Here is a 25,032-nt window from a genome sequence, read left to right as displayed (position 1 = left end):
CCCATGACGCGCCTCCTGCCGTTTGGTGGTGGTTGTCTGAACAACACCCCTCTACCACTCGGGAGGTCAGGCGCGTCACCCTTCTTTTCCGGTCACCCTCCAGCCCTTCTGGTGAATAAGGCGGGATCAATGCATCGCCCGAACAACTAGAAAAATTGCAACTCCAACTGGATCGAGCGATTGCGATCGGAAAGGAATGGCTCGGCGAAAAGCACGTTGCGGTGTGCGCACTGCGCAACGGCGTGGCTGTTCACCACGGTGGACTTCCACGAGCATTTTTGTCAGAAGTAGAGTCACTGCTAAGCTCTCGAATTCTGAAAGTCGCGCTCGCCTCGCCGACACTCGCGCAGGGCATTGACCTTTCTTGCAGCGCTCTAATCCTTCGATCCCTCTACCGTGGATCGCGAAAAGTCAAAAAAGGCCAAAAATTCATCACAGAACCTCTCACAATTCCCCCTGAGGAATTGGCCAACGTCATGGGCCGTTCCGGAAGAGCATTCGTAGACCTTGATGGCCTTACCATCTACCCAATCTTTGACACCAAGCCGACAGCGCTAAAAAGGAAGACAGGCGAATTCACCAACCTGCTCGCCGCATCACGCTCCCGCCAACTGAAAAGCGGTCTCGTTGAACTGGTAGGGGAATTAGCCTCTCGGCTCCGCAAGCATCTGATGAATGACTGCTCATGGGAGGATCTTGAAGAATACATCCTGAATACCACAAGTTTTTGGGAAGAAACGAATAGCAGCACAGCAATTCCGTGGTACAGCCGAGCAGCCGAAGGTGCTAACGAGGACAACAAAAAAGAGGGCGATGAGCACAACGAGGAGGATGACGGTCAGGAGATTACCGGCACACAACTGCTCGACGACCTCGATATGGCCATCTTCGCCTCCGTGGAGCAGTTGGACTGCGCTCCCGAAAACGTCGCGGAAGAACTAGATGCAGTACTTAGTAGCTCGCTTTGGCGGCGTCACATAGAACGCGAACAATCATCTCTGCAAGGCGCGCTTGACGCACTTCTAAAAAATCGCGCGTTATGGCTATGGGAAAAAACCAACACCGAACAGCGGCGTGCGTTCTTCTCGGCTGGCGTGGGCTACAACGCTGGAAGCCTGCTCGATGCCAACATTGCCGCTCTCGCGGAGAAACTAGAACTCGCGGACGCTACTTTAGCAGGTGGCGACATTGAGGCCGCAATAGAGAACATACTCTACCTCACTCGCTTCTTCATGCAGGTACCAACCTTCTCGACTTCGACAAAGGAGAGACCAGACAAATGGGAGACTGTCGTCGGCGATTGGGTACGCGGCACTGCACTTGGCTCAATGGTTGACAAACATGGAGACAGGTGCATCAGATTCATTCAAGATGGAATCGTCTACCGAATGGTTTGGGCCGTTGAGGCTGTTCGTGCCCATGCCGTGACCTACGACAAGAAGTTCGCCAAAGTCCTGTCCGGCCATACAGCTCGAACTTTGACGTATGGTGTCCCATCGCTTCAGGCCGCGCTACTTCTCCAAGGAGGTCTCCCCTCCCGAAATATGGCTTTGCGGCTTCTCGCCGATATGCCGGGCGACTTCTCAAATGCAGATGGCCTCAAGGACTGGCTTGCTCGTATCAGTCCTATCGTGAGTGCACAAGGCTACTGGGAGGACCCAGGTGAGCGCGTCATTTGGAACGAGTACCAGAAGGACCTCCATCGGGAAGTCAATCTTGAGTGGCACTATACCGAGGAATCTTTAGAGGTTGAGTGGGTGAACGACAGTCTCGTTCCCGAACTGAGTACGCCGCTCCGACTCATTCGCGAGCCCACTGGTTCGAACCTGTTAGTTTGTTCACCCGACCTGCATGTGATAGGAAGAGTGCGCAGCAATTGGCCACGACATTTAGAATCCGATTGCATATCGGCGAGGACTGATAGCTCTGGCCACATCATTGCTGAATGCTTCGGACCTAGACGGCTATGATCCCAAGCACGCACTCATCAACACTGGAAATCTTCTAGTAAATTCATTTCAGCATCTGCTTTTTGCCATCGCCATCCCGTTGCCAACAGGAAAATGGATGGTACTTTATAGCGCCCCTTGAACCTGCTGCTCCTCCAGGACTCCGACTTCCTCCCCGATGGCACCGTCCAGATGACGGGCCGACGGGCCCAGCACGCCCGCGAGGTGCTCCGCGCCGAGCCCGGTGAAACGCTGCGCGTGGGCAGACTCGGTGGGCTCGTGGGCACCGGCGAGGTGCTGGAGAACACCCCGGGCCTGCTGCGTCTGCGCGTCTCCCTCACCGACCCGCCTCCCCCGAGGGCCGGCGTGGACCTGCTGCTCGCCATTCCCCGCCCCAAGGCCCTCAAACGCGTGCTGCCGGCGGTGGCCCAGCTCGGCGTGGACAGAGTGGTGCTCGTCAACGCCGCGCGCGTGGAGAAGAGCTACTTCGACTCCAAGGTGCTGGCCCCCGGCTTCGTCGAGGAGCTCCTCCTCCAGGGCCTCGAGCAGGCCCGCGACACCCGGCTCCCCGAGGTGCTCATCCGCGAGCGCTTCCGCCCCTTCGTCGAGGACGAGCTGGATGCCCTCTTCGGCACCGAGGCCCTCCGGCTCCTCCCCCACCCGCCCGCGTCCCAACCCCTGCACCGGGTGGGCGTCCAGACGGCACCGCGCGTGATGATGGCCGTGGGACCGGATGGCGGCTGGGTACCTTTCGAGGCCGAGCTGCTGGAGGCCCACGGCTTCCGGCCCTTCTCGCTCGGCCCGCGCATCCTCCGGGTGGAGACGGCCGTCCCCGTGCTCCTCGGTCAGCTCGCGCTGCTACGGGAGGACGCCGCGCGCACGGCATAGGAGCGTCGTGGCCGTCCGGAGGCTGTCCAGGCGCGGCAGCAGCACGCCCGCCCTCACGGCGAGGAAGGCCCCTTCCGCCACGTCGAGCGCCGCATCCGCCTTGTCGGGCGCGTCCTCCAGCCACCGCTCCGCCAGGGCCAGGTTCACCAGCCCCACCTGCAACACGTTGCCCGTGGCCTCGGCCAGCGCGAGCGCTCGGGCCAGGTGCGCCGCTCCCTCCTCCCCGGGCACCAGCGGCGCCAGCGCGCGGCGGGAGAGGATCTCATCGAACGGATTGGCGAGCACCGGCTCCAGGGAGCGCCGCAGCGCTGCCTCCGCGGCCTCGCGTGCGGCGTCCGGACGGCCCTGGGCGAGCTCGAAGCGCGACTCGTAGACGCGCACCAGCGTCTCCATCCGGAAGTCCCCCGCGCGCGCGGCCTCCAGCGCCCTGGGCAGCGACTCGCGCGCGGCGGCCGCGTCCTCGAAGAGCACATCCCGGCACGCCGAGTACACCCGCACGTACAGCTTCAGCCAGCGGTCCCCGGGCAGCACCTGGGAGAGCTGCTCGCCCTTGGCCACCACCGCGGCCACCAGCTCGTGCTCGCCGCGCTCCAGGTAGTAGGGCGGCGTGTAGATGGCGAGGTTGCGCTCCGGCAGGCGCGGGTGGCCCAGCAGCCGGATGAGCTCCTGCTTCTCGCTGAAGGGCGGCACGAAGGCGGTGGCATCGCCGATGAAGGACGCGCGGACGATCTGCGACTGCAGGTGGTAGATGCGGATGTCGGTGAAGCCGTAGGTGTCCGCCACGTCGAACCCGTCCTGCGTGGCCAGCTCGTCGAGCGGCTCACCGCGCAGGGCAAGGTTCATGTTCAGGAAGTAGCAGCCCATGCCGAGCGCCCACGCCAGGCGCCGGGGCGGATGTGTCACCGCGTCGCGCAGGGCCCGCAGCCGGTCCACCTCCGCGCGCTGCGCCTCCACCACGCCCGCGAAGCGCCCGGTGTGAGAGCTGAGCGCGCCCCTCGCGATGAGGGCCCCGGAGCGGTAGGGCGACTCCACCGGGTGCTCGGCCTGCACGCGCTCCAGCAGCGCGTGGAACTCCGCCGTGCGGCCCATGATGGCCATCGCGATGCTCTGCAATATCTGAAGCTCCGCCTGCTTCCAGAACACGTCCGCGGGCGCCATGCGCGCCTCGAGCGGAATCTCCCGGATGACGCGCCGCAACGCCTCGTGGCGCTCGGCCTCGGGGGCCGCGGATGCCTCCGCCAGTCGAGCCAGCGCCTCCCGCCGGCCCGCGCCCAGGTCCACCGTGGCCGCCCAGTGGGCGAAGAGCTTCTCCGCGTAGAGCAGCGAGGTGGGCGGATCACTCACGTAGCCGATCTCGATGAGCGTCACCCAGGTGCGGATGAGCTGCTCCATGCGCTCGGGCGTGCGGGGGCCCGTCTCCAGCAGCGCGGCGGCCTCCTTCAACACCAGCGTGGCATCCAGCAGGGCCTTGGCCTCGATGGAGGCCTGCCCGGCGCGCAGCAGCGGGAGGACGGCGCGCTGCGGCTCGTTCGAGCGGGTGAAGTGGTAGCCCACCGCCCGCGCCACGCCCGGCCGGTTGCCTCCCAACTGCTGGAGGATCTCCGCGATGCGCCCGTGGTGGGCCCGCCGCGCCACCTCCGGAGTGCTCTCGTGCAGCGACTCGTGCACGGTGTCGTGGGTGAAGACGCAGCGGCCCTCCACGCGCTGGAGGAACTGCCGCTCCACCAGCTCGTCGAGCGCCTGGAACAACTCCACCTCGGGCAGCTCCGCCAGCGCGCGCACCAGGGGCAGCTCCAGGCTGCGCCCCGCCGGAGCCAGCCGCCGCAGCAGCGCCACCCGCTCGGGGGGCAGGGTCGCCAGCCGCGCCAGCACCGTCTCCTGGATGCTCCCCGGCAGCGCGCGCTCCTCCAGGTTCTCCACCGCGCTCCAGCGGCCGCCCACCCGCCGCAGGGCGCCCTCCTCCACCAGCATGCGCAGACACTCGCTGGCGAAGAAGGCATTGCCGCCGGTGGTGGCGTGCAGCCGGGCCACGAAGCCCGCGGGCACGTCCAGCCCGGGCAGCACCAGGCTCACCAGGTCCTCGAGGTGCATGGCCGTCAGCGGCGAGAGCTCCAGCCGAGAGGTGAGCCCCTCGTCCACCGTCTCGAAGGCCAGGCTCAGCCGGTTCAGCTCGTTGGAGCGGAAGGTGGCCACCACCATCCCGCGCGTCTGGTGCAGCGCGCGGATGATGACATTGAGCACCTCCAGCGACGCGGCGTCCGCCCACTGCAGGTCCTCGAGGCACAGGACGAAGGAGCACTGGTGGCCCAGCGTCTGGAGCCACTCGGCGAGGGCCCCGAAGACGGCCATCTTCTCCGCGCCCGCGTCCCGGAAGGTGGGCACCGGCCCGGTGGCGAGCGACGGCACCAGCTTGCCCAGCAGGGGCCCCAGCCGCTCCAGCAGCTCGGCCGGGGTGCGCGGCACCAGCATCCGCAGCGCCTGCCCCACGGGAGCCAACGGCGCCAGGCCCTCCGCACGGCAGTGCCCCACCCCAACGGGGATCTCCGCGAGCTGGGCCTGCAGCTCGAGCTCCTGCAACAGGCGCGACTTGCCCACGCCCGCGGGCGCTCCCAGCAGCACCGCGCGGGACTCGCCCTCTCCGGCCTTCTGGAGCGCCCGCAGCAACAGCTCCAGCTCCGCCTTCCGCCCCACCACCTCCGGGACGTGCAGGTAGCTGGCGCGAGCCGCCAGTGGCTCCTCGGGCAGCGGCTCCCCGCTGGCGTGGCACAGCGCCGACAACAGCTCGGAGGCATCCTGGAAGCGCTCGCGGGGGTCCTTGGCGAGCAGCACGAGGATGATCTCCTCCAGGTGCGGATCCACCGGGCAGATGCTGGAGGGCCGCGGCGGGAGGCGGGTGAGGTGGTCCGCGAGCAGCGAGGCCGGGGTGTCGCGCTTCTTGAAGGGCAGCTGGCGCGTGGCCAGGAAGAAGGCCATCACCCCGAGCGAGTACAGGTCCGCGCGCCCGTCGATGCTGGCGCCGCGCTGCCACTCGGGGGCGAGGTACTCCAGGGTGCCCTTGAGGCGGCCGGAGCCCGGCGTGCCCAGCTGGTGCATCACCCCGAAGTCCATCAGCTTCACCGCGCCGGAGCTGGTGATGCGCACGTTGCTGGCCTTGATGTCGCAGTGCACGTAGAGGCGCGAGTGGATGAAGGCCAGCACCTGCGCCATCTGGATGAGGATGCGGTAGAGGGTGCGGGTGTCGAGCACCTGCTCGCGCGCCAGCCGGCTCAGGTCCTGGCCGTCCACCGCCTCCATGGTGATGTAGCGGTGGCCCGACTCGGTCAGCCCGCAGTCGAACACCTTGAGGGTGCCCGGGTGCTGCAGCCGCTTCATCGCGAAGAACTCGTGGCGGAACATCAGCACGAGCTCCTCTATCTTCGCGGGGGGCAGGCCCGCGGGCAGCTGCATCACCTTGAGCGCCACGCGGCGCTGCTCCTGCTCGTCCTCGGCGAGCCAGATGCGGCCCATGCCGCCCTCGCCCAGCTGCTCGCGGATGAGGTAGCGGCCCGTCACCCGCATTCCCGGCTCCAGCGAGCGCCGCTCGGCGATGGCAATGCCCGGGAGGGTGATGGGTGTGCGGTTGTCCAGCGAGCCCAGGGTGCCGCTGGAGAGCAACCCCCGGCTGCTGTCGATGACCGCTGTCTGCTCTTCGTCGCTCATCACGAGGCCGCACGTCCCCCGGCTCACGGGAAGCCAGGGACACGAGGAATAACACGATTCAGCGGGAGAGCGAGCACCACCGTGGGGCGGACACTGCGCGGAAGACCTGGTGCATCGGGCTTGAAGGGGCGTGATGGGTTGTTGAAGAGTCACTCCCATGGCGAAGAAGACCCCCACCAGAGCCCAGGCCGTCGCGGTCACCGCGCAGGAGCAGGTGCCCGAGCAGCAGCCCCTCGTCACCCCCGAGTCCGAGTCGAAGGCGAAGCCCGCCGGACATGACTCGGTGGCGCCCCCCGCCCTGCTCGACTTCATGATGCAGGGGTGGAAGCCCCAGGCAGGCAAGCCTCCCCCGAAGATGAAGCATGCCGAGGTCTTCGAGGGCCGGCGCCGGGAGCTGTCCAAGCTCTTCCCGGGCGAGACGATCGTCATTCCCACGGGCCACGAGAAGGTGCGCGCCAACGACACGTATTACCGCTTCCGGCCGGGCACGGACTTCTACTACCTGACGGGCAACATGGAGCCCGACTGCGTGCTGGTGCTCCAGCCGAAGGAGGGCGGTGGCCACACGGACATCCTCTTCGTGGAGCCCAACCCGGGCCGCAGCGACTCCACCTTCTTCACGGACCGCATCAAGGGCGAGCTGTGGGTGGGTCCGCGGCTGGGCGTGAAGGAGAGCCAGGCGCGCTTCGGCGTGCACGAGGCCCGCGGCCTGCCCGAGCTTCCGGGCTTCCTGGAGGGACTGAAGGGCGCGGCCGTCATCCCCACGCGCGTGCTGCGCGGCATGTCCGCCCAGGTGGATGGCGCGGTGACGGAGCACGCCGAGCGCGACAAGCAGCTGGCCACGGCGCTGTCCGAGATGCGGCTCATCAAGGACAAGCTGGAGGTGCGCGAGCTGGAGACGGCCATCGACTCCACGCACCGGGGCTTCGAGGACGTCATCCGCCGGCTGAAGGCGGCCCGGAACGAGCGCGAGGTGGAGGGCGTCTTCAACCTGCGCGCGCGGGTGGAGGGCAACGACGTGGGCTACGGCACCATCGCCGCGGCCGGCCACCACGCCTGCGTGCTGCACTGGACGCGCAACGACGGTGACATCAAGAAGGGCGAGCTGCTGTTGCTGGACGCGGGCGTGGAGGGCAACAGCCTCTACACGGCGGACATCACGCGCACGCTGCCCATCTCGGGCAAGTTCTCCAAGGAGCAGCGGGAGATCTACGAGCTGGTGCTGGAGGCGCAGAACCAGGCGATCGCCGCGGTGAAGCCGGGCAACGACTTCATGGAGCCCAACCGGGCGGCCATGAAGGTGCTGGCCGAGGGCCTGTACGAGCTGGGCATCCTCAAGACGACGCCGGAGGAGGCGCTGAAGGAGGAGCACCAGTTCTACAAGCGCTACTCGCTGCACAACGTCAGCCACATGCTGGGCCTGGACGTGCATGACTGCGCGCAGGCGCGGCAGGAGGCGTACAAGTACGGCAAGCTGAAGGCGGGCATGGTGCTGACGGTGGAGCCGGGCCTGTACTTCCAGAAGGACGACCTGACGGTGCCGGCGAAGTACCGGGGCATCGGCGTGCGCATCGAGGACGACGTGCTCGTGACGAAGACGGGCTGCCGCGTCCTGTCCGAGGACATCCCCCGCGAGCCGAGGGACATCGAGGACTGGATGAAGCAGATCTGGAGCGAGAAGCGCTAACGCTTCGGCTGCGGGCCGCGGTCGTAGCACGCGAGCAGCAGCCGGGCGCGGTCGGGCCCTGGGCGATGACCCCAGGGCACCCCCACCGGCACGCTCGAGAAGTAGGACTGCAGCTCGCCCACCTGCGCGCGCGACACGAGCCCCTGCCGCTTGAGGAGCTGGATGGACGCGCAGTCCGCCCCCTCCTCGCCGGGGTTCTCCCCGGGCCCCGCGTGCGCGCACGCATGGCCGAACCAGAAGAGCTGCACCTTCGGCGGCAATCGCGCCAGCAGGCCGGGGTTGTACTCGACGTGCGCGGGAACGCCGGGCCACCCGGAGAACCACAGCCCCACATCGGCGAGCGAGGTGTTCGGCACGAAGGCCACCGGCTCGCCCCGCGAGGACGTGCAGGTCATGGGCACGCCCGCGATCCGGGGGTGGTACGGCGTCGCGGCCTGGGCTCGCGCGAGGCCGGGAAGACCCACGAGCACCGTGAGCACCAGAAGGGTCGAGCGCATCCTCACCCCGCGTCCACCTTGAACTCGCGCGGCGCCGTGGAGTCATCGGGCGTCACGGTGAAGGACAGCCGGCCGATCTCCCGCCCGTCCTCGGTCTCCATGGCGACGCGCCAGTCACCGGGCCGAGGATTCGTCACGTACGCGAACGTCCGGAAGCCCCGCTCGCGCCCGCCCTGCTCCAGGTACAGGTCGTCGTAGGCGTGGAACTGCGTCCAGCCCTTCTCGGGGTCGTCGTAGTACCAGCGGATGACGAGCCGCGTCCCCCGGTCTCCCGCGCGCTGGGGCTTGAAGCTCGTGGGGGCGAAGACGCTGGCGAAGAAGTACACCCGGTCGCCGGAGCGCGCGCGGAAGTCCTGGTCCCCGCGCTCCCACAGCCGCCACCCGGCGCGCTCGTGGAGCAGCCGGTAGTCCTTGCCCCTGGGGCCCTTCACCACCTCCACGCCGTGGTAGATGCCGCTCGAGAGCATGGAAAGGGGCACCGGGGGAATGGCCCGCAGCAGGTACAGCGCGACCAGCAGCCCCTGGATGCCGAGCCCCGGCAGCGCCACGTGCCGCAGCGTGCGCCGCCGGTCCCCGCTCCACAGCCCCACCAGCAGGGTGATGAGCAGCGTGGCCGCGCAGGACAGGCCCACGGAGGCCATGAACAGCGTCCCGCTGTAGTAGCCGAGCACCACGGGCAGCAGGTACGCGCAGTACGAGGTGAGGCAGAAGCTGAAGAGCCCCACGCGCACCACGGGCCCCAGCGCCCGGAAGCGCGGCAGCTCGTTGGCCACCAGCAGCCCGAAGACGGCCGTGAGGAACAGGAACGCCGTCAGTCCGGACGCGCTCTTGAAATAGAAGAGGGTGTAGGGGCTCAGCAGGCCGCCGAGGAAGAAGTGCAGCGCGTCCTCGCGGAAGCGCCACACCCGGGCGAGCCACCGGGGCGGCTCCGCGTCCCAACTCCAGCGCAGTTCCACCAGCAGCAGCAGGCCCAGCACCCCGAGGAACAGGCCCTGCTTGGTGAGCACGAGCCAGTTGTCGATGCGCCGCAGCGTGGCGATGTCGTAGGCGAAGCTCGCGAAGAAGAAGAGCGCCAGCTCCCACTTCGCATGGCGGGCCCGGAAGTCCCGCACCCGCTGCTTCAGGGTGGGTGTCTCCTCCGCCAGCACCTCGGACGGGACGTGGACGGCGGGCGCCTCGGAGACCACGTAGAGCGGGACCCCGGGCCCAGGCGTCTCCCGTACCGGCTCGGGGGGAGCCGCCGTTTCCTGTGGAGGAGATGTCTCGATCGCCACGTCCCCGGATTGTAGGGGAGCCGCCTCGGGATGTCCCTTCCTGGCTCCCTCGGGGAGGGGGAAGGCCGGCCGCCATCCCGTCCAGCGGTCGGCCGGGCCACCCGAGTCCCATCGTCGAGCGCGTCTCCAGGAGCCACGGCCGGGCCCTGTCCTTCCTCCCCCCCCGAGGCAAAGGACAGGGCCCGGCGTGTCTCCCCCCCCCCCACTGCAGGCCGTGGGTTTACCGGCTTGAATCCTCCAACGGCCAGCACCCGCCCATCGCGCAACAGGTGGGTGGCTCCATCTGGCTGCGTGCACGCGATGATGCTCCTTGGACGTGACTGGAGAGATGTGCGTGAGTGAGCAATCGACGTGCCGCCACGGACGCCGCCGGGGAAGACGGTGTCTCCAGCGAGCCTGGACCCGGACAACGGGCCCGGAGGGCCGCCAACTGCATCCACCTGGAGCCACCTCCCCCGCCGCACTGCCTCCACTCGGATTCAGCGAGGCGCCCTGGCGCCGGGCCGCATCACACCTTGGCCGTCCCGCCCCGCCCCACCTATACTCGGAGTATGGGTGAGGCCCGCCCTGGGCGCGTGTCTCCGAGGAGTGACCGCGACCCGGTGTGAAGCATGTCTGCCGCGAACGAGAGAACCGCCACGGCGGGCGATGAGCAGATGGCCCGGAAGGAGCCGTGCCCGCTCGGCCCCGGCGACGTCGTGGCCCGGCGCTATGCCATCGAATACCCGCTGGGAGAAGGGACGTTCAGCTGGGTGCTGGCGGCGCTCGAGCTGACGGGGGCGCCTCCCAGACGGGTGGCCCTCAAGGTGCTCCGGCCCCACTTCGCCACCCACCCGGACGTCGTGCACAGGTTCGAGCAGCGGGAGCTGGCGCTGCTGTGCCGCGTCCAGGCCATCGGCCCCTCGCCCCACGTCGTGCGCGCCCTCGAGCCCACCCTCGTGCGGCACGCGGGGCTGCCCTGCCTGGTGCTCGAGTTCATCGACGGCCCCTCCCTGCGCGAGCGCCTCGATGCGGGCCGCTTCGAGCCGGACCAGGTGAGGCGGCTGGGCGTGGGGCTCGCCCGGGGGCTGGCCGCCATCCACGCCGCGGGCGGCGTGCACCGGGATCTCAAACCCTCCAACGTCCGGCTGCGCGGTGGCCACGAGCCCGTCATCGTCGACCTCGGCATCACCCGGGCACTCTGGGAGGGCTGGGACTCCTCCACCCCCGGGCTCGCGCCGATGACGCCCCGCTATGCGTCTCCCGAGCAGCTCGCCGGCCGCGACGCCGGTTACGCCAGCGACATCTACTCGCTGGGGGTGCTGCTGCACGAGCTGCTCACCGGAGACGTGCCGCACGCCGGAGAGGCGCTCGCCCGGGGACGGGACGAGCTGTTCGGGTGGGTGGCGCGCTGCCTGGAGCGCCAGCCCGAGCGGAGGCCGACGGCCCACGAGCTGGCCACCGCGCTCGCCACGCCCTCCCGCCCCCGGCGGCGTCCAGGGCCGCCGTGGGGCCTTCCGGGTGCGCTGCTGCTGTTGGGGCTGGGAGCCGCCGTGCTCTGGCGCGCCCCACCGGCTCCGGCCCCTCGCCCGCGCCCGGTGGCGGGGGCACCCTTCGCCCCGGACCTGACGGGCCCCGCCTGGAGCCGGAATCTGGGAAGCACCGGACGGCGTCAATACATCCACCTCGCGTCCGGGGCCCGCGGGGACGTGTTCGCCGCCGGGGCCTTCCAGGGGAGCCTCGACTTCGGCCTCGGGCCGCTGGTGAGCGCGGGCAACGACGATGTCTTCGTGGCCCGGCTCGCCCCGGATGGGCGGCCCCGCTGGAGCCGGCGCTTCGGCGATAGCGGGGTGCAGCAGGCCACCACCCTCGTCGTCGATGCCGAGGAGCACGTCTTCATCGCCGGACACTTCGTCGATGCCCTGGACCTCGACGGCCACCCCCTCTTCAACCCCGCGGGCTCCGACGTCTTCCTCGCCCGCCTGTCCCCGGACGGACGGACGCAGTGGAGCCGCCGCTTCGGCGACGCCAGTGAGCAGCACGCCGTCGCCCTGGCCGCCCACCCCGGGGGAGGCGTCGTGCTGGCCGGAAACTTCCGGGGCGCCATCGACTTCGGCCCGGGAGCGCTCGTCAGCCAGGGCCACACGGATGTCTTCCTGGCGCGCTTCTCCCCCGAGGGCCAGCCCCTGTGGAGCCACCGCTTCGGCGACGCGCGGAGCCAGTCCCCCCTCACCCTCGCCGTGGATGCGTCGGGCACCATCGTCCTCACCAGCGCCACCGAGGGCGGCCCCGGGCCGGGTGGACAACCCCCGCCCGGCGCCCCGGAGGCCTGGAGTCATGTCGTGGCCCTCTTCGGCGCGGACGGGCGTCACCTCTGGAGCCAGCGGCTCGACGGCGCGGGAAGCGGGGCCCCGGCGCTCGCCACCTTCGACGCACAGGGGCAGGTCGTCGTCCTGCGGCGGGAAGCAGAGGCTCCCGGCGCCGGGCCCGGACTGTCCGCGCACTGGTTCACGTCCTGGGGCCATCCGCTGCGGCGTCAGCGGCTCGACGGCCTGGAGCGGGCCTTCCCCGCGAGCCTCTCCGCCGCCCCGGAGGGCCGGCTCGTGGTCACCGGGACGCTCCGGGAAGGCGGGGGGGAGATGGATCTCTTCCTGCTCGAGCTCGAGCCGGACGGGCGCATCCTCGCGCTCCGCCACGGCACGGGCCCCGGCCAGCAGGTGCCGCGGAGCGTGGCCGTGGACCCATGGGGCCGCATCCTCCTCGCGGGGACCTTCGAGCGGACCCTCGCGCTGGAAGGGCCACCGCTGACGAACACGGGAGAGGCGGAGCTCTTCATCACCCGGCAGAACCCGTCCTCCCCGCACGAGTCCGGGCAGCGCCGGTGCCTCCCCCCACCCGCCGGGCTGGTGGCCTGGTACCCGCTCGACGCGCCGGACCCGGGCGCCGTGCTGGGAGCCGCCCTCCCCGGCCGCACCTCCGGCGCCTCCCGCACCGTGACGGGCCGGGTCCGCGACGGGCTCGCCCTGGACGGCGGCTACCTCGAGGCGCCCGCTTCCGCCGCGCTCGACTTCGGCCGCGGTGCCTTCTCCGTCAGCGCGTGGCTGCGCACCACCGATACCCGCGAGATACGGGTGGTGCTCGACAAGCGCCTCGAGCAGGAGGACACCGCCGCGGGCCCCACGCGCGGCTATTGCCTGTTCCTCTACCGCGGCCGGCTGAGCTTCCAGCTCGCGGATGGACAGGGCTCCGGCCGGTGCAGGATGCACCCCTCCGTCTCCTGCACCAACTACTGGTCCGGGCACTTCGTCGCCGATGGCGCCTGGCACCTCGTCACGGTGACGGTGGACCGTCTGGCGCCCGACGGAGGGACTTTCTACGTCGACGGCCGGGCCGTGGCCCGGTTCGATCCCACCCTGCGCTCCGGAAGCCTCGACAACGGCCGGCCCCTGCGCCTCGGCAGCCGCTCCTCCAGCGAGACGGGCCAGTGGAACGGCCACCTCGACGAGGTGGCCTTGTGGAACCGCGTCCTGACGCCCACCGAGGTCGCGCTCCTGTACCGCGCGGGGGGCGAGGGCCTGTGCCGCGGCGCGAGCACGCCCCGTCAGTCCTCGCCGCCGCCGCGCAGCCCGTGACGCTTCATGGCCTGCTGCATGAACTTGCGCCCCACCCCCGCCAGCGCGGCGGCGCGCGAGACGTTGCCGCCCGTCTCCTTCAGGGCGCGCTCGATGTACTCCCGCTCGTAGGCCTCCGCGACGCGCTGCCGCCCGGAGAGCAGCGGCTCGGAGAGATCCACCCCCAGCGCGCCGGGAGCAGGGCCCGCCCTGGCACCGGGCTCCGCGGGCTCCGGGGGGCCGAGCGCATGGGCGCGCTCCACCGCGTTGCGCAACTCCCGGACGTTGCCCGGCCAGCTCTGCTCACAGAAGGCATCCACCACGCTCCCGGGCAGCGGCGTGCGTCCCTTCTCGAAGTGCCGGACGAGCAGCGGGATGTCCTCGAGACGCTCGCGCAGGGGCGGCATCCGCACGGTGATGACCGCCAGGCGGTAGTAGAGATCCTCGCGGAAGCGGCCCCGGTCCACGTCCTGGAGCAGGGAGCGGTTCGTCGCGGCGATGACCCGGACGTCCACCCGCCGCGAGCCGCTGCCGCCCAGGCGCCGCACCTCGCGCGACTCCAACGCGCGCAGCAACTTGGGCTGCAACTCCAGGGGCAGCTCGCCCACCTCGTCCAGGAAGAGCGTCCCGCCGTGGGCCTCCTCGAAGACGCCCGGGCGCTCCACCGTCGCGCCCGTGAAGGCGCCCCGCATCTGCCCGAAGAGCGCGCTCTCGATGAGCGAGGGGGCCACGGCGGAGCAGTCGAAGACGACGAAGGGCCCCTCGGCCCGCGGGCTCTCCTGGTGCAGGCCGATGGCGGCCCACTCCTTGCCGGTCCCCGTCTCGCCCTCCAGCAGCACGGTGACGTCCGTGGGAGCGGCCCGCTCCAGCAGCGAGAACACGCGGCGCATGGCGATGCTCCGGCCGAGCAGCTGGCCAAAGGCCTCGCGGGAGGAGATCGGCAGCTCCACCACGTCGGCGAGCATGCGCAGGCGCAGCGTCGTCCCGCCCAGGGTGATGAGTGAATCCGGCCGGGCGTAGGCATCGCGCACCTGCGTGCCATCGATGCACGTGCCGTTGCGGCTGCCCGCGTCACTCACCCGGAGCGCATCCTTCTCGATGCGCAGGTACAGGTGGAGCCGGCTGACCGTCGGGTCCGTCAGGACGAAGTCGCAGTCCCCGCCGCTCCCGATACTCACCGAGAGCCCGGGAAGCTCGGCGCTCCTGCCCGCATCGGGCCCCTTGACGGCCTCGATGCGGATTCTGTGGGACCGCAGCTTGAGCCGCCCGGTCCCCTCTTCCATGGGATTCGTTCCCTCCTCCGCCCTCACGCGCCCCAGGCTCCTCTGGGCACCCGGCGGGTCCCCCTGGACGAATACGCCGGACTCACGGCGCCTTGCCGGCGATCATCTCCGCCAGCTCGCCGCGCTCTTCCAGCTCCATGAGGATGTCCGAGCCCCCCACGAACTTCCCGTTGATGAACACCTGGGGAATCGTGGGCCAGTTGCTGTACTCCTTGATGCCCTGGCGCACCTCGGGGTCCGCCAGCACGTCCACCGTGTGCACCTGCCCGTGCTGCTGGAGGATCTGCAACGCACGCGCGGAGAAACCGCACTGCGGGAACATCGCGTTGCCCTTCATGAAGAGGACGATCTTGTTGTTGCGCACGGCCTCGTCGAAACGCGCCTTCAACTCGGGAGTCATCATTCCATTACCTCGTCAGCGATTGCCGAACTTCTTCCACTGTTCGGGCGAGTAGGTCTTCAGGGCGAGCGCGTGCAGCTCGCCGGTCTTCAGCCAGTCCTGCAGCGGCGCATACACCAGCTGGTGCTGCTCCACCATGGACTTGCCCGCGAAGGCGGGGCTCACCACGCGGGCCTCGAAGTGGTCTCCGGTCCCCGTGGTGTCGCGCACGTCCACTTCCGAGCCGGGCAGCGCGCCGGCAATCCGCTCGCGGATGGCATCTGGATCAAGCATCAGTTCAGTCCCTTCCCCTTCAAGAGCATCGCGGGATCCACGGCCATGCTCTTGAGCGTGTTCTCCCAGAGCATGCCAGGGTCTCCCTCCAGTACGGGCCGGGCGGAGGCCTCGGCATAGAGCCAGGAGCCCGAGGAGATCTCGCTCTCCAGCTGCTGGGCGCCCCAACCGGCATAGCCCAGGCAGAAGCGCAGGTGGGCCGAGGGATCCTTCAGCAGGGGTCCGAGCGTGTCCAGCGTGAGGCTCAGGAAGAGGCCGGGAACCACCTCGTGCTTCTCCTCCACGGTCTCGACGTTGTGGAGGACGAAGCCGCGGTGGTTCTCCACGGGGCCGCCCATGAAGACGGGCTGGTTCACCCGCTCGGGGGCGATGGCGAGGGACTGGTTCTTGGCCAGCTCCCCCAGCGTCAGCGAGGCCCCGCGGTTGATGATGAGACCCATGGACCCGCCCTCGCCGTGCTCGAGCATGAGGATGACCGAGCGGCGGAAGTTCGAGTCCGTCAGTTGTGGCATGGCCACCAGGAGGCCAGGAGCGAGAGTCTGCACAGAGGGAAGTGTCGGCCCTTCCCCCGCTCCGCGCAACCGAATCGTACCCCTCCTGGACTGGAGGCCGGAGGGGTGCTCGCTCAGTGCCAGCTGGTGTGCCGGGACTGGAGCGCCTGGGCGAGCTTCTCCGGGGCCAGCGGCTTGCCGATGAACAGATCCGCGCCCAGCCCCTTGCACTTGCGGGCCATGGACGCATCGCTCATGGCGCTCACGCCGATGAGGACGGCCTGGGGGAACTTCTCGCGCAAGCGGGCCATGAGGTTGGTGCCACTGCGTCCCGGCAGGAAGACGTCCACGATGGCCGCGTCCATGCGCTTGTTGCGCACGGCGAACTCGGCCTCCTCGGCGCTGCCCACGGGGAGCGGGGCGTACCCCCACTGGGTGAGCAGCTCCACCAGCAGCTCGCGGTGGGCCGGGTCGTCCTCGACGATGAGAACGGTGCCCCGGACGGGCTCCAGCTTCAGGCTGTCTTCGTCCCGGGTCTTGGAGCGGGCGTGACCCGTGGCGATGGGAAGCTCCTCGTTGACGATGGACATGGCAACCTTCGTGGGATGGGGGTTCGTGTGGTTCCAACGTCCACCGCACTGCCCGCAATTCCACACTCGCCACGTACGGAAGGGCGAACCGCCGCTCCCCTCAGGCGCGGCGCGTCCCTGCCCCGAGTGCCTGGGAGGAGAGCGAGGCGCCGAGCACGAGGAGCACCAGGAGCCCCCAGGCGGGCAGCACCACGCGGGCGCCGCCCTCGTAGATGAGGGCCGCGTAGCTGGTGCCGAGGTAGCGGCCGAGCGACATGGGCTCCATCCGGGCGATGCCGAAGAAGCTGACGGTGGACTCGGTGAGGATGGCGGTCGGCAGGCGGCTGAGGAAGACGGCGAGCACGAAGGGCCGCAGGGCGGGCCAGAGGTGGACGCGCAGCAGGTGCCAGCGGCCGGCGCCCAGGGCGCGCGAGGCGGCGATGAACTCCTGGCCCTCCAGGGTGGCCAGGCGGTTGCGGAACATGCGCGCCGGGCCCGCCCAGCCCACCAGGGCCAGGGACACCACCATGAGGCCGAAGGGGCCCAATCCGCCCGCGTGGCCCGCGTCCAGCACGGACTGGCCGGCGAGCTGGAGCACCATCACCACCAGCACGTCCGGCAGCGCGAAGACGGCGTCCACGGCACGCAGCACCCAGTGCTCCACCGTGCCGCCCGCCGCCCGGGCGCTCATGGCCACGCCGAGCCCCAGCACGGTGGACAGGGCGCCCGCGGTCAGGCCGATGGCCAGGGAGACCCAGAGGCCGCCGAAGGCCAGCTCGCACACGGAGCGGTCCGGGTGGGTGGGGTCCATGCCCAGGGGACAGGTGTGGGCGAGCGCCTCGGGGAAGACACGGCCGGCGAGCCAGCTCGCGAGGCCCAGGCCCACGAGCAGCACGAGGCCCACCCAGGCGCGCGTGGGGATGCGGTGGGCGCTCATGAGCGGGCCTCCCGGGCGCGAGGGTCCACGAGGAGCCGCACGAGCTCCACGGCGAGGCCCACGAGGACGAGCAGCGAGGCGAAGACGGTGGTGGCCACCACGACGACGGCCACCTGCTTCTGCAGCACGGCGAGGACGTAGAGCTGGCCGAAGTACGGCAGGCCGAAGACGCGCTCGGCGGCGAAGGAGCCGGCGAGGAGCGCGGTGGCCACGGGGCCCACGGCGTCGAGCAGCGCGGGCAGCACGTTGGGCAGCACGTGGCGCCACAGCACGGCGCGCGGGGACAGGCCCTTGCCGAGGGCGGTGCGCACGTAGTCGCGGGCCAGCTCGGTGTCGAGCGCATCCGCCACCAGCGTGCCGAGGAAGATGCCGGGCCAGACGGAGATGACGAGCGCGGCGCTCAGCTCGGGCAGCAGGTGGCCACGCTCCACGACGGCGGGGGCGAGCAGCAGCGCGGGGATGAAGACGGGGGTGCCGAAGGCCGCTGCGGGCAGCGCGTCACCGAGCACGGAGAGCCGGCTGCGCCGCCAGCGGGCCCGGAGCAGCGCGAAGGCCAGGGCCCACCCGAGCGCGAGCACCAGGGCCACGAGTCCCACGCCCACGCTGCCGGAGAGCTTCCACAGCAGCTCGTCCCCGGTGATGCCCTGGGCGCTGGTGCCCAGGCGCTCGCCGCGGAAGAGCTTCTCCCAGGGGCGGAGGAAGCCGAGCGGCTGTCCCAGGCCGAGATCCCTCCGGTAGGAGGCGAGCACTTCGGGAGCCACCTGGCGCTTGGCGTCGTCGGCGGTGGTGAGGGGCAGCGCGGCCATGAGGAAGTAGGACGCGATGGCGACGATGGGCACGAGCACCAGCTGCCGGCCGAGACGCAGGAGCGCGGGAGGCATGGCTCAGTGCACCTCCGCGGGGGCCGGGCCCAGCCGCAGCTCGCGCAGGGAGAGGAAGTTGAAGGGGTCCACGTCCACGCCGCGCAGGGAGGCCCGCGTCCGGAAGTAGCGGTCCGGGTGGTAGAGCGGCGCGATGACGGCCATCTCGTCGAGCAGCACCGCCTGGGCCTGGACGTAGAGGGCGCGCGAGCGGGCCTCGTCGGGCTCGGCGTCGGCCTCGTCGAGGAGCCGCTCGAAGCGGTCCATGGGCTCGCCGCCCTGCTGCGTCTCCCAGCCCGTCTGGTGGAGGCCGGTGCGCTCGAAGAGGGTGAAGAAGGTGTTGGGGTGCGCGTAGTCGGCGCCGAGGCGGCGCAGGTAGAGATCGTAGGCGCGAGGACCCTCGGCGGAGCGGCGGGCCACCTCGGCGGAGAAGTCCGAGCGCGCATCCAGCGTCACCTTCACCCCCACGGCGGCGAGCTGCGCGGCGAGGCGCTCGGCGATGGCCACCTCGGGCACGAAGGAATCTCCCGAGCGGTAGACGAGCCGCAGCGGCCGGTCCAGTCCGGGGACGTTGGCGAGCTCCGCGCGGGCGCGCTCGGGGTCGAAGTGGGGCAGGCGCGCGGCCTCCTCGGGAGAAGCGGCGCCGGGCAACTCGGGCGGGAGGAGGACGTGGCTGGGACGAGCGGCGGGCAGCAGCCCCTTCATGAGGGCCTCGCGGTCGATGGCGCGGGAGAGGGCGCGGCGCACCTCGGGCCGGTCGAGCGGGGGGCGCTCGGTGTTGATGGCGAGGAAGTAGGTGGAGAGGAGCGGCTCGCGCTGGAGGTCCTCCGGGCGGCGGCCCTGGAGGGCCACGGCGCTGTCCACGAAGACGAAGTCCACGCGGCCGCGCTCGTAGAGGGCGGGGCCGATCTCGGACTTCAGGAGGGTGAGCACGGGCGCCGGGCGCTCACCGGGGGCGAGCGGCGGCTGGAAGGCGGAGTGCGGGTTGTGGACGAGCCGCACGCGCTCCCCGGCGCGGTCCCAGTTCTCCACGCGGTAGGGGCCGAGGGCCAGGGGGTGGCCCTCGCGAGGCCGGTCGAAGTAGTCGCGCACCTGCTCCTCGGTCTTGCCGGCGAGCACGGCGGAGGGCGCGGGGAAGAAGAGGTACACGTTGGCGAGGCGCGCGAGGAAGTAATTGCGCGGGCGGGCCAGGGTGACGCGGAGGGTGTGCGGGTCGAGCGCCTCGACGCCGGTGCGAGCGAGGGCGGCCTTCAACTGCTCGGGGGGAGCGCCCTTCTCCTGGAGGTCGAGCACCTCATCGGATCCGGCGAGGTCGGCCAGTTCTCCGCGCTCGCGGCCCTGGAGGGCGCGGTGCCAGCCGATGACGAAGTCCTGGGCGGTGAGGGGGGTGACACCATCGGACCAGTGCACGTCCTGGCGGAGATGGAAGGTGTAGACCTCCTGGCCGGTGGCGGTGCGGGAGCGCTCCCAACGCTCGGCGAGCCCGGGCTGGACGGAGTGGTCCGGCGCGAGCGTGGTGAGCCCGCGCTGGGTGGCGAGCATGACGGGGTAGTTGGCCCAGCTATGGGGGTCCGAGTAGCTCCAGTCGAGCGTGGTGGGCATCGCGGGGACGACGACCTTGACGCCAGGGTCGGGCTGGAAGCCACAACGGCAGCCTCCGGCCACGAGGACCAGGACGAGCATCAAGGCGAGTCGGAACGAGCGCGGAGCCACGGAGGCGGGGTTGTACCGCGCCCACAGTGCGGCATGCGACCACCGAGCGAGGAAACACCCTCACCCTAGCCCTCTCCCTCTGGGAGAGGGCCGGGGTGAGGGTCTACCCCTGGGACGAACAGGCCCTCAGTATCGGAAGACGAAGAACCCCTGCTGGTGCGCGAGCAGCAGGAACTCTCCCGCCAGCTCCATGTCGAAGGTCACCGACGTGGGGTAGCGCTTCACCGGTATCTCGTAGTGCCGCTCCACCGGCTCCTCGGGCTTGCTCAGGTCATGGTCGCGCAGGAGCCCGTTGTTGGCGGCCACGATGAGCTGCGAGCCATGGAGCAGCATGCCATTGGCATTGACCCCCGAGCCGTAGCCCGGAGACACGACCCGAGGCGCCGCCGGGTCCGCCACGTCGATGACGGCGAAGTCCCCCACATCACCGACCGAGCCGTACAGCCACCGGCCCTCGTACAGCACCAGGTCGCTCATCATCGGGACCTTCACGCTTCCGAGCGTGCGCAGCCCCCCCTCCAGCGAGACGATGGTCAACCCATTGGCACCGCCCGCGTACAGCTTCCCTCCCGCGAGCAGGATGGACTGCGCATGGACTGGCGTGACGGTCTCCGGGAAGCCGGGCGCCAGCGGATCCGACACATCCATGCGGCGCACGCCCGTGTCGTGGTTGGCGAAGTAGAGCCAGTTCCCGTCGAAGACGAGCTGGCCCACCCCGGTGCTGCCCACCTGGACCGCGGAGATCTGCCGGGGCGGAGTCCCCTCCTCGTACGCGAAGAGCACCACGCGGGAGCCATGGCCCAGCGCCACCAGCCCCTTCTTCACGGCGAGGTGGTTGCTGCCCTGCGGAGACTGGGGCTCCACACGCGCGCTCGCCACATTCTCCGCGTCGAGGCCGGAGTGGAGGCGGTACACCTGGAAGCCATAGCTGTCGCGCACGAAGGCGAGGTCCTCGAGCACCTCGACGTCGAAAGCGGAGCCCGTGGGCGAGGACGAGGTCTTGAACGACGCGAGCTCCTCGAGGGCCGTCAGGTCGATGGGCTTGGGCCCGCTCAATCCGCACCCGGAAAGCAACACCACCAGCCCCCATCCACTCCAGAAGCGAGAGGCGCTCATGGCTCGGTCTCTCCGCACCGGGGGCACTGCGTCGACGAGGGCACCAGCTTCCACAGGCCCGTGTAGCTGTCACTGCTGTCCCACAGCCAGATGCCGTCCTTCTGGTCCATCTGCAGGTGCAGCACGCGAGGCAGCCCGGTCACCACCGTCACCCACTCGGTCTGCGCGGCGCCGGGGCGGTGGGCGAGCACATGCCCTTCTCCCCCCACCTGCTCGGTACGCATCACCACATAGGCGTTGCCCTTGCGGTCGACGACCAGGCCCTGGGCCCTGCCGAAGTACGACTGCTCATTGATGGGCGAGCGCACCACCGCGCGCTTCGTCAGCCGCCGGTCGCCCGGCCGGAACGAGTACAACTCCACCTCGTCGTTGGCCATGGCGATCGTCAGCGTGCCATCCCCGGCGAGCCGGATGCCCCCATGGACGAGGCGCGAGCTCACCCCGCAGGAGCCGAGCTCGCGCGTGTCGCAGTCGAACAGCTTCGTCGCGCCCGACAGGTCCGTCGGGAGCTCGAAGATGCGCGAGCCATTGGTGGCATAGAGCTTCCCATTGGGATGCAGGACGGCGCTCGCGATGACCGTCCCCATCCCGAAGCTCGGCTCCGTGCCGGCAATCTCCTCCCACGCCGACGCTCCCGGCGCGAGGCGCAGCAGCCGCGACTGCGGGTAGGCGAGCTTCGACACACCGAGCACCGTGCCGTTCTCCGACACCCACAAGGGCAGGACCGGCGTGCCGTCCACCCACCTGGCCAATGGCGTGGCCCCCTCGTCGGTGATGCCGAGGTAGACGGGGCGGTCCCCGCTGAAGGCGTAGCCGATGAGGCCCACCCCCTCCACGAAGCCGAGGAGATCCTGCGGCGTGACGGCCAGCTCGCGCCGCACCCAGACCTGGGTGTCCTCCTCCAGCGACCCCTCGAGCTCCCACAACGCGCTGGACGAGCTGGAGGACATGAGCACGAAGGGACGCCCCTCGGGCGAAACGGCGAGCGCGCCCAGGCCGCGGGCGCCCGGTGGAAACCCGATGTTCACCGCCTTGAGCGCGCCCGGATCGCGTGCATCGCAGCCAGCGCCTCCCACCACGAGGAGCCCCAGGAGCAACGAGCGGACGAAGAACGAAGCAACCCCATGCAGCGGGGTGGAGGAAGTCGAAGGTGAACGATTCATGAAGCCACTCCACGCACCTGCGGTGAACAGCCAGGAAGGAACGCTCCGGCGCACAGGAACACTGAGAGTGAACTCCTACAATGAATCCGTCTCGCGACCAAGCCCATGAAAAAGGGCCCCGGGGGGAATCCCCGAGGCCCTCGAATCACTTCGAGCCCTGTCCCGTCGCCGCTACGCCGGGGCCGAGGCCGGTGCCTGCGGCGCGCCGACCGAGTCCGAATTCTTGGACGACTCCGCCCTGCGGCCGAACTCCTCGGGCTTCTCCAGGAGGAGGGCCTCGCGCAGCACGTCGTCCACGAACTCCACGGGGACGATGCGCAACTGGGAGCGGATCTTCTTCGGGATGTCCTTCAGGTCCTTCTTGTTGGCCTTGGGGATGAGGACGGTCTTGATGCCGGCGCGGTGGGCGGCGAGCGTCTTCTCCTTGAGGCCGCCGATGGGCAGCACCCGGCCGCGCAGGGTGATTTCACCCGTCATGGCCACGTCCTTGCGCACCGGAATGCGGGTGAGCGCGGACACGAGCGCCGTGCACATGGTCACACCGGCCGACGGACCGTCCTTGGGAATCGCGCCCTCGGGCAGGTGCACGTGGATGTCGTAGTTCTCGAACATCTTGCGGTCGATGCCGAAGCGATCGGCCCGCGTGCGCACGTAGGACATGGCCGCCTGGGCGGACTCCTGCATCACCTCGCCCAGCTTGCCGGTGATGATGAGCTTGCCCTTGCCCGGCATGACCGTGGCCTCGGTGGTGAGGATCTCTCCTCCCATCTCCGTCCACGCGAGACCCGTGACGATGCCCACCTGGTCCTCGCGCTCGGCCACGCCGTAGCGGAAGCGCGGGGTGCCCAGGTACTTCATCGCCTGCTTGCGGTCGACCACGATGTCGCGCCGGCCGTTCTTCAGGATGTCGCGGGCGATCTTCCGGTACACGCCGCCGATCTCACGCTCCAGCGAGCGCACCCCGGACTCCCGCGTGTAGCGGTGGATGATGGTCCGCAGCGCGTCACTGGTGATGTCGATCTTCAGGTCCGCGAGCCCGTTGGCCTCCTGCTCCTTGGGGATCAGGTAGCGCCGCGCGATGTTGAGCTTCTCGGGCTCGGTGTACCCCGCGATCCGGATGACCTCCATGCGGTCCTGCAGAGGACCGGGGATGTTGTGCATCGTGTTCGCGGTGCAGATGAACATCACCTTCGACAGGTCGTAGTCGAGGTCGAGGTAATGGTCATTGAAGTTGTGGTTCTGCTCGGGGTCCAGCACCTCCAGCAGCGCCGCGCTCGGGTCGCCGCGGAAGTCGGTGGACATCTTGTCGATCTCATCGAGCAGGAAGACGGGGTTGTTGCTGCCCGCCTTCTTGAGCGACTGGATGAGCTTGCCCGGCATGGCGCCGATGTACGTGCGCCGGTGGCCACGGATTTCGGCCTCGTCCCGCACGCCGCCCAGGGACAGGCGCACGAACTTGCGGCCGGTGGCGCGGGCGATGGAGCGCGCCAGCGACGTCTTGCCGACGCCCGGGGGCCCCACGAAGCAGAGCACGGGGCCCTTGAGCTTCTTCACCAGCTGCTGCACGGCCAGGTACTCGAGGATGCGCTCCTTGGGGCGCTTGAGGCCGTAGTGGTCCTCGTTGAGCACCCGCTCGGCCTCGACGACATCCAGACGGTCCTGGGTCTCCTCGTACCAGGGCAGGCTGATGATCCAGTCGATGTAGTTGCGCACGACGGTGGCCTCGGCGCTCATCGGGCTCATCATCCGGAGCTTCTTCAGCTCCTTCTTGACCTTGAGCGTGGCCTCCTTGCTCATCCGCTTGTTCTTGAGCTTCTCCTCGATCTCCTGGATCTCGTTCTTGAACTCGTCGCGCTCACCCAGTTCCTTCTGAATGGCCTGCATCTGCTCATTCAGGTAGTACTCCTTCTGGGTCTTCTCCATCTGCTTCTTGACGCGGGTGCGGATCTTCTTCTCGACCTGCAGTATCTCGATCTCACCCTGCATCAGCTCGTAGAGCTTCTCCAGGCGCTTGGCCGGGCTCTCCGTCTCGAGCAGCGCCTGCTTGTCGTTCAGCTTGAGCGACAGGTGGGCGACGATGGTGTCCGCGAGGCGCGCCGGGTCGTCGATGCTCGCCACCTGCATGAGCATCTCGGGCGGGATGCGCTTGTTGAGCTTGACGAAGGCCTCGAAGACCGAGTGCACGCTGCGCACGAGCGCCTCGAGCTCCACGGACTTCTCGCTCTGCTCCTCGACCTCCTCCACCTCGACCATGAAGAAGGCGTCGTTGGGCATGAACTTCTTCACGCGCGCCCGCCGCACGCCCTCCACGAGCACCTTCACCGTGCCGTCGGGCAGCGGGAGGAGCTGGATGACGTGGCCGATGGTGCCGAAGTGGAAGATGTCCTCCGCCGTCGGGTCATTCGTCTTGGCCTTCTTCTGGGCGGCCAGGAGGATGACGGCCTTGTCGTCGGGGCCCTTGTGGGCCATCGCGTCCTTCAGCGCCGCGATGGACTTCTCCCGGCCGACGAACAGCGGGACCACCATGTGCGGAAACACGATGATGTCCCGCAGCGGGAGGAGCGGTACGGTGCTCCCACGCTTCTGGGCATCCCTCTTGTCGTCTCGTCCGAAGAACATGTATTCGCCACCTGCCTGCTTGCC

18 protein-coding genes are annotated in these 25,032 nt (G+C 69.5%); 4 read left to right on the top strand and 14 right to left on the bottom strand.

Annotation, left to right across the window (positions count from 1 at the left end; all coding sequences use genetic code 11):
* Window positions 1-155 precede the first annotated feature (155 nt).
* On the top strand, window positions 156-1,970 hold the full coding sequence (locus AC16DP_RS09270; RefSeq protein ID WP_329731097.1) for a hypothetical protein: 1,815 nt from the start codon (window positions 156-158) through the stop codon (window positions 1,968-1,970).
* Window positions 1,971-2,087: 117 nt separating this feature from the next.
* Window positions 2,088-2,837, top strand: a complete 750-nt coding sequence (locus tag AC16DP_RS09265) for a 16S rRNA (uracil(1498)-N(3))-methyltransferase (protein ID WP_329731098.1) — start codon at window positions 2,088-2,090, stop codon at window positions 2,835-2,837.
* Here AC16DP_RS09265 and AC16DP_RS09260 read toward each other — a convergent pair.
* Complete coding sequence (locus AC16DP_RS09260; RefSeq protein ID WP_329731099.1) at window positions 2,808-6,536, bottom strand: protein kinase domain-containing protein; 3,729 nt, start codon at window positions 6,534-6,536, stop codon at window positions 2,808-2,810. The two genes, AC16DP_RS09265 and AC16DP_RS09260, sit on opposite strands and share 30 nt — an antisense overlap.
* A gap of 157 nt (window positions 6,537-6,693) precedes the next feature.
* Here AC16DP_RS09260 and AC16DP_RS09255 point away from each other — a divergent pair, with 157 nt between their 5' ends.
* Window positions 6,694-8,223, top strand: coding sequence for an aminopeptidase P family protein (locus AC16DP_RS09255; RefSeq protein WP_329731100.1), 1,530 nt, complete (start codon window positions 6,694-6,696; stop codon window positions 8,221-8,223).
* Here the strand turns inward: AC16DP_RS09255 and AC16DP_RS09250 are convergent.
* Together AC16DP_RS09250 and AC16DP_RS09245 are read right to left on the bottom strand one after the other, a co-directional pair.
* Window positions 8,220-8,720 carry a hypothetical protein gene (locus AC16DP_RS09250; protein ID WP_329731101.1) on the bottom strand — a complete coding sequence of 167 codons (501 nt, stop codon included), beginning with the start codon at window positions 8,718-8,720 and terminating at the stop codon, window positions 8,220-8,222. The genes AC16DP_RS09255 and AC16DP_RS09250 overlap by 4 nt on opposite strands.
* Before the next feature lie 2 nt (window positions 8,721-8,722).
* On the bottom strand, window positions 8,723-9,994 hold the full coding sequence (locus tag AC16DP_RS09245) for a DUF2914 domain-containing protein (protein ID WP_329731102.1): 1,272 nt from the start codon (window positions 9,992-9,994) through the stop codon (window positions 8,723-8,725).
* A gap of 611 nt (window positions 9,995-10,605) precedes the next feature.
* Between AC16DP_RS09245 and AC16DP_RS09240 the strand changes: the two genes are divergently transcribed.
* Window positions 10,606-13,605 carry a protein kinase domain-containing protein gene (locus tag AC16DP_RS09240; protein ID WP_329731103.1) on the top strand — a complete coding sequence of 1,000 codons (3,000 nt, stop codon included), beginning with the start codon at window positions 10,606-10,608 and terminating at the stop codon, window positions 13,603-13,605.
* Here the strand turns inward: AC16DP_RS09240 and AC16DP_RS09235 are convergent.
* The 11 genes from AC16DP_RS09235 to lon all read right to left on the bottom strand — a co-directional run bounded on the left by AC16DP_RS09235 (window position 13,575) and on the right by lon (window position 25,008).
* The gene (locus AC16DP_RS09235) at window positions 13,575-14,867 is read right to left on the bottom strand and encodes a sigma 54-interacting transcriptional regulator (protein WP_329731104.1); all 1,293 of its coding nucleotides are present in this window, start codon (window positions 14,865-14,867) and stop codon (window positions 13,575-13,577) included. The genes AC16DP_RS09240 and AC16DP_RS09235 overlap by 31 nt on opposite strands.
* Window positions 14,868-14,949: 82 nt before the next feature.
* Window positions 14,950-15,267: a Grx4 family monothiol glutaredoxin gene (gene grxD / locus AC16DP_RS09230; RefSeq protein WP_329731116.1), complete on the bottom strand. Its 318-nt coding sequence runs from the start codon at window positions 15,265-15,267 to the stop codon at window positions 14,950-14,952.
* Between the two features lie 15 nt (window positions 15,268-15,282).
* Window positions 15,283-15,540 (bottom strand): BolA family protein, encoded by a 258-nt coding sequence (locus AC16DP_RS09225; protein WP_329731105.1) that lies wholly within the window; start codon window positions 15,538-15,540, stop codon window positions 15,283-15,285.
* Window positions 15,540-16,085 (bottom strand): YqgE/AlgH family protein, encoded by a 546-nt coding sequence (locus AC16DP_RS09220; RefSeq protein WP_329731106.1) that lies wholly within the window; start codon window positions 16,083-16,085, stop codon window positions 15,540-15,542. Before AC16DP_RS09220 ends, AC16DP_RS09225 begins: the two co-directional genes overlap by 1 nt.
* An 80-nt stretch (window positions 16,086-16,165) precedes the next feature.
* Window positions 16,166-16,621 carry a response regulator gene (locus tag AC16DP_RS09215; RefSeq protein WP_329731107.1) on the bottom strand — a complete coding sequence of 152 codons (456 nt, stop codon included), beginning with the start codon at window positions 16,619-16,621 and terminating at the stop codon, window positions 16,166-16,168.
* Between the two features lie 100 nt (window positions 16,622-16,721).
* Complete coding sequence (locus tag AC16DP_RS09210) at window positions 16,722-17,537, bottom strand: ABC transporter permease (protein WP_329731108.1); 816 nt, start codon at window positions 17,535-17,537, stop codon at window positions 16,722-16,724.
* A complete protein-coding gene (locus tag AC16DP_RS09205; protein WP_329731109.1) occupies window positions 17,534-18,418 on the bottom strand; it encodes an ABC transporter permease in 885 nt (294 codons plus the stop codon). The genes AC16DP_RS09210 and AC16DP_RS09205 overlap by 4 nt, the downstream gene beginning before the upstream one ends.
* Window positions 18,419-18,421: 3 nt before the next feature.
* Complete coding sequence (locus AC16DP_RS09200) at window positions 18,422-20,080, bottom strand: peptide ABC transporter substrate-binding protein (RefSeq protein WP_329731110.1); 1,659 nt, start codon at window positions 20,078-20,080, stop codon at window positions 18,422-18,424.
* Between the two features lie 156 nt (window positions 20,081-20,236).
* Window positions 20,237-21,226, bottom strand: a complete 990-nt coding sequence (locus AC16DP_RS09195; RefSeq protein WP_329731111.1) for an LVIVD repeat-containing protein — start codon at window positions 21,224-21,226, stop codon at window positions 20,237-20,239.
* Window positions 21,223-22,389 (bottom strand): hypothetical protein, encoded by a 1,167-nt coding sequence (locus AC16DP_RS09190; RefSeq protein ID WP_329731112.1) that lies wholly within the window; start codon window positions 22,387-22,389, stop codon window positions 21,223-21,225. The genes AC16DP_RS09195 and AC16DP_RS09190 overlap by 4 nt, the downstream gene beginning before the upstream one ends.
* A gap of 171 nt (window positions 22,390-22,560) precedes the next feature.
* A complete protein-coding gene (gene lon / locus AC16DP_RS09185) occupies window positions 22,561-25,008 on the bottom strand; it encodes an endopeptidase La (RefSeq protein WP_329731113.1) in 2,448 nt (815 codons plus the stop codon).
* Window positions 25,009-25,032: the final 24 nt, after the last annotated feature.

The organism is Archangium sp., assembly GCF_057119385.1.
The sequence above is the reverse complement of the archived record's forward strand: the minus strand, read 5'-3'. Positions and strand labels throughout refer to the sequence as shown.

Excerpts from the sequence above, each read along its gene's own strand:
- AC16DP_RS09260 (WP_329731099.1), bottom strand. The coding sequence starts at position 6,536 with ATGAGCGACGAAGAGCAGACAGCGGTCATCGACAGCAGCCGGGGGTTG.
- AC16DP_RS09255 (WP_329731100.1), top strand. The coding sequence starts at position 6,694 with ATGGCGAAGAAGACCCCCACCAGAGCCCAGGCCGTCGCGGTCACCGCG.
- AC16DP_RS09250 (WP_329731101.1), bottom strand. The coding sequence starts at position 8,720 with ATGCGCTCGACCCTTCTGGTGCTCACGGTGCTCGTGGGTCTTCCCGGC.
- AC16DP_RS09240 (WP_329731103.1), top strand. The coding sequence starts at position 10,606 with ATGTCTGCCGCGAACGAGAGAACCGCCACGGCGGGCGATGAGCAGATG.
- AC16DP_RS09235 (WP_329731104.1), bottom strand. The coding sequence starts at position 14,867 with ATGGAAGAGGGGACCGGGCGGCTCAAGCTGCGGTCCCACAGAATCCGC.
- grxD (WP_329731116.1), bottom strand. The coding sequence starts at position 15,267 with ATGACTCCCGAGTTGAAGGCGCGTTTCGACGAGGCCGTGCGCAACAAC.
- AC16DP_RS09225 (WP_329731105.1), bottom strand. The coding sequence starts at position 15,540 with ATGCTTGATCCAGATGCCATCCGCGAGCGGATTGCCGGCGCGCTGCCC.
- AC16DP_RS09215 (WP_329731107.1), bottom strand. The coding sequence starts at position 16,621 with ATGTCCATCGTCAACGAGGAGCTTCCCATCGCCACGGGTCACGCCCGC.
- AC16DP_RS09210 (WP_329731108.1), bottom strand. The coding sequence starts at position 17,537 with ATGAGCGCCCACCGCATCCCCACGCGCGCCTGGGTGGGCCTCGTGCTG.
- AC16DP_RS09205 (WP_329731109.1), bottom strand. The coding sequence starts at position 18,418 with ATGCCTCCCGCGCTCCTGCGTCTCGGCCGGCAGCTGGTGCTCGTGCCC.
- AC16DP_RS09200 (WP_329731110.1), bottom strand. The coding sequence starts at position 20,080 with ATGCTCGTCCTGGTCCTCGTGGCCGGAGGCTGCCGTTGTGGCTTCCAG.
- AC16DP_RS09195 (WP_329731111.1), bottom strand. The coding sequence starts at position 21,226 with ATGAGCGCCTCTCGCTTCTGGAGTGGATGGGGGCTGGTGGTGTTGCTT.
- AC16DP_RS09190 (WP_329731112.1), bottom strand. The coding sequence starts at position 22,389 with ATGAATCGTTCACCTTCGACTTCCTCCACCCCGCTGCATGGGGTTGCT.
- lon (WP_329731113.1), bottom strand. The coding sequence starts at position 25,008 with ATGTTCTTCGGACGAGACGACAAGAGGGATGCCCAGAAGCGTGGGAGC.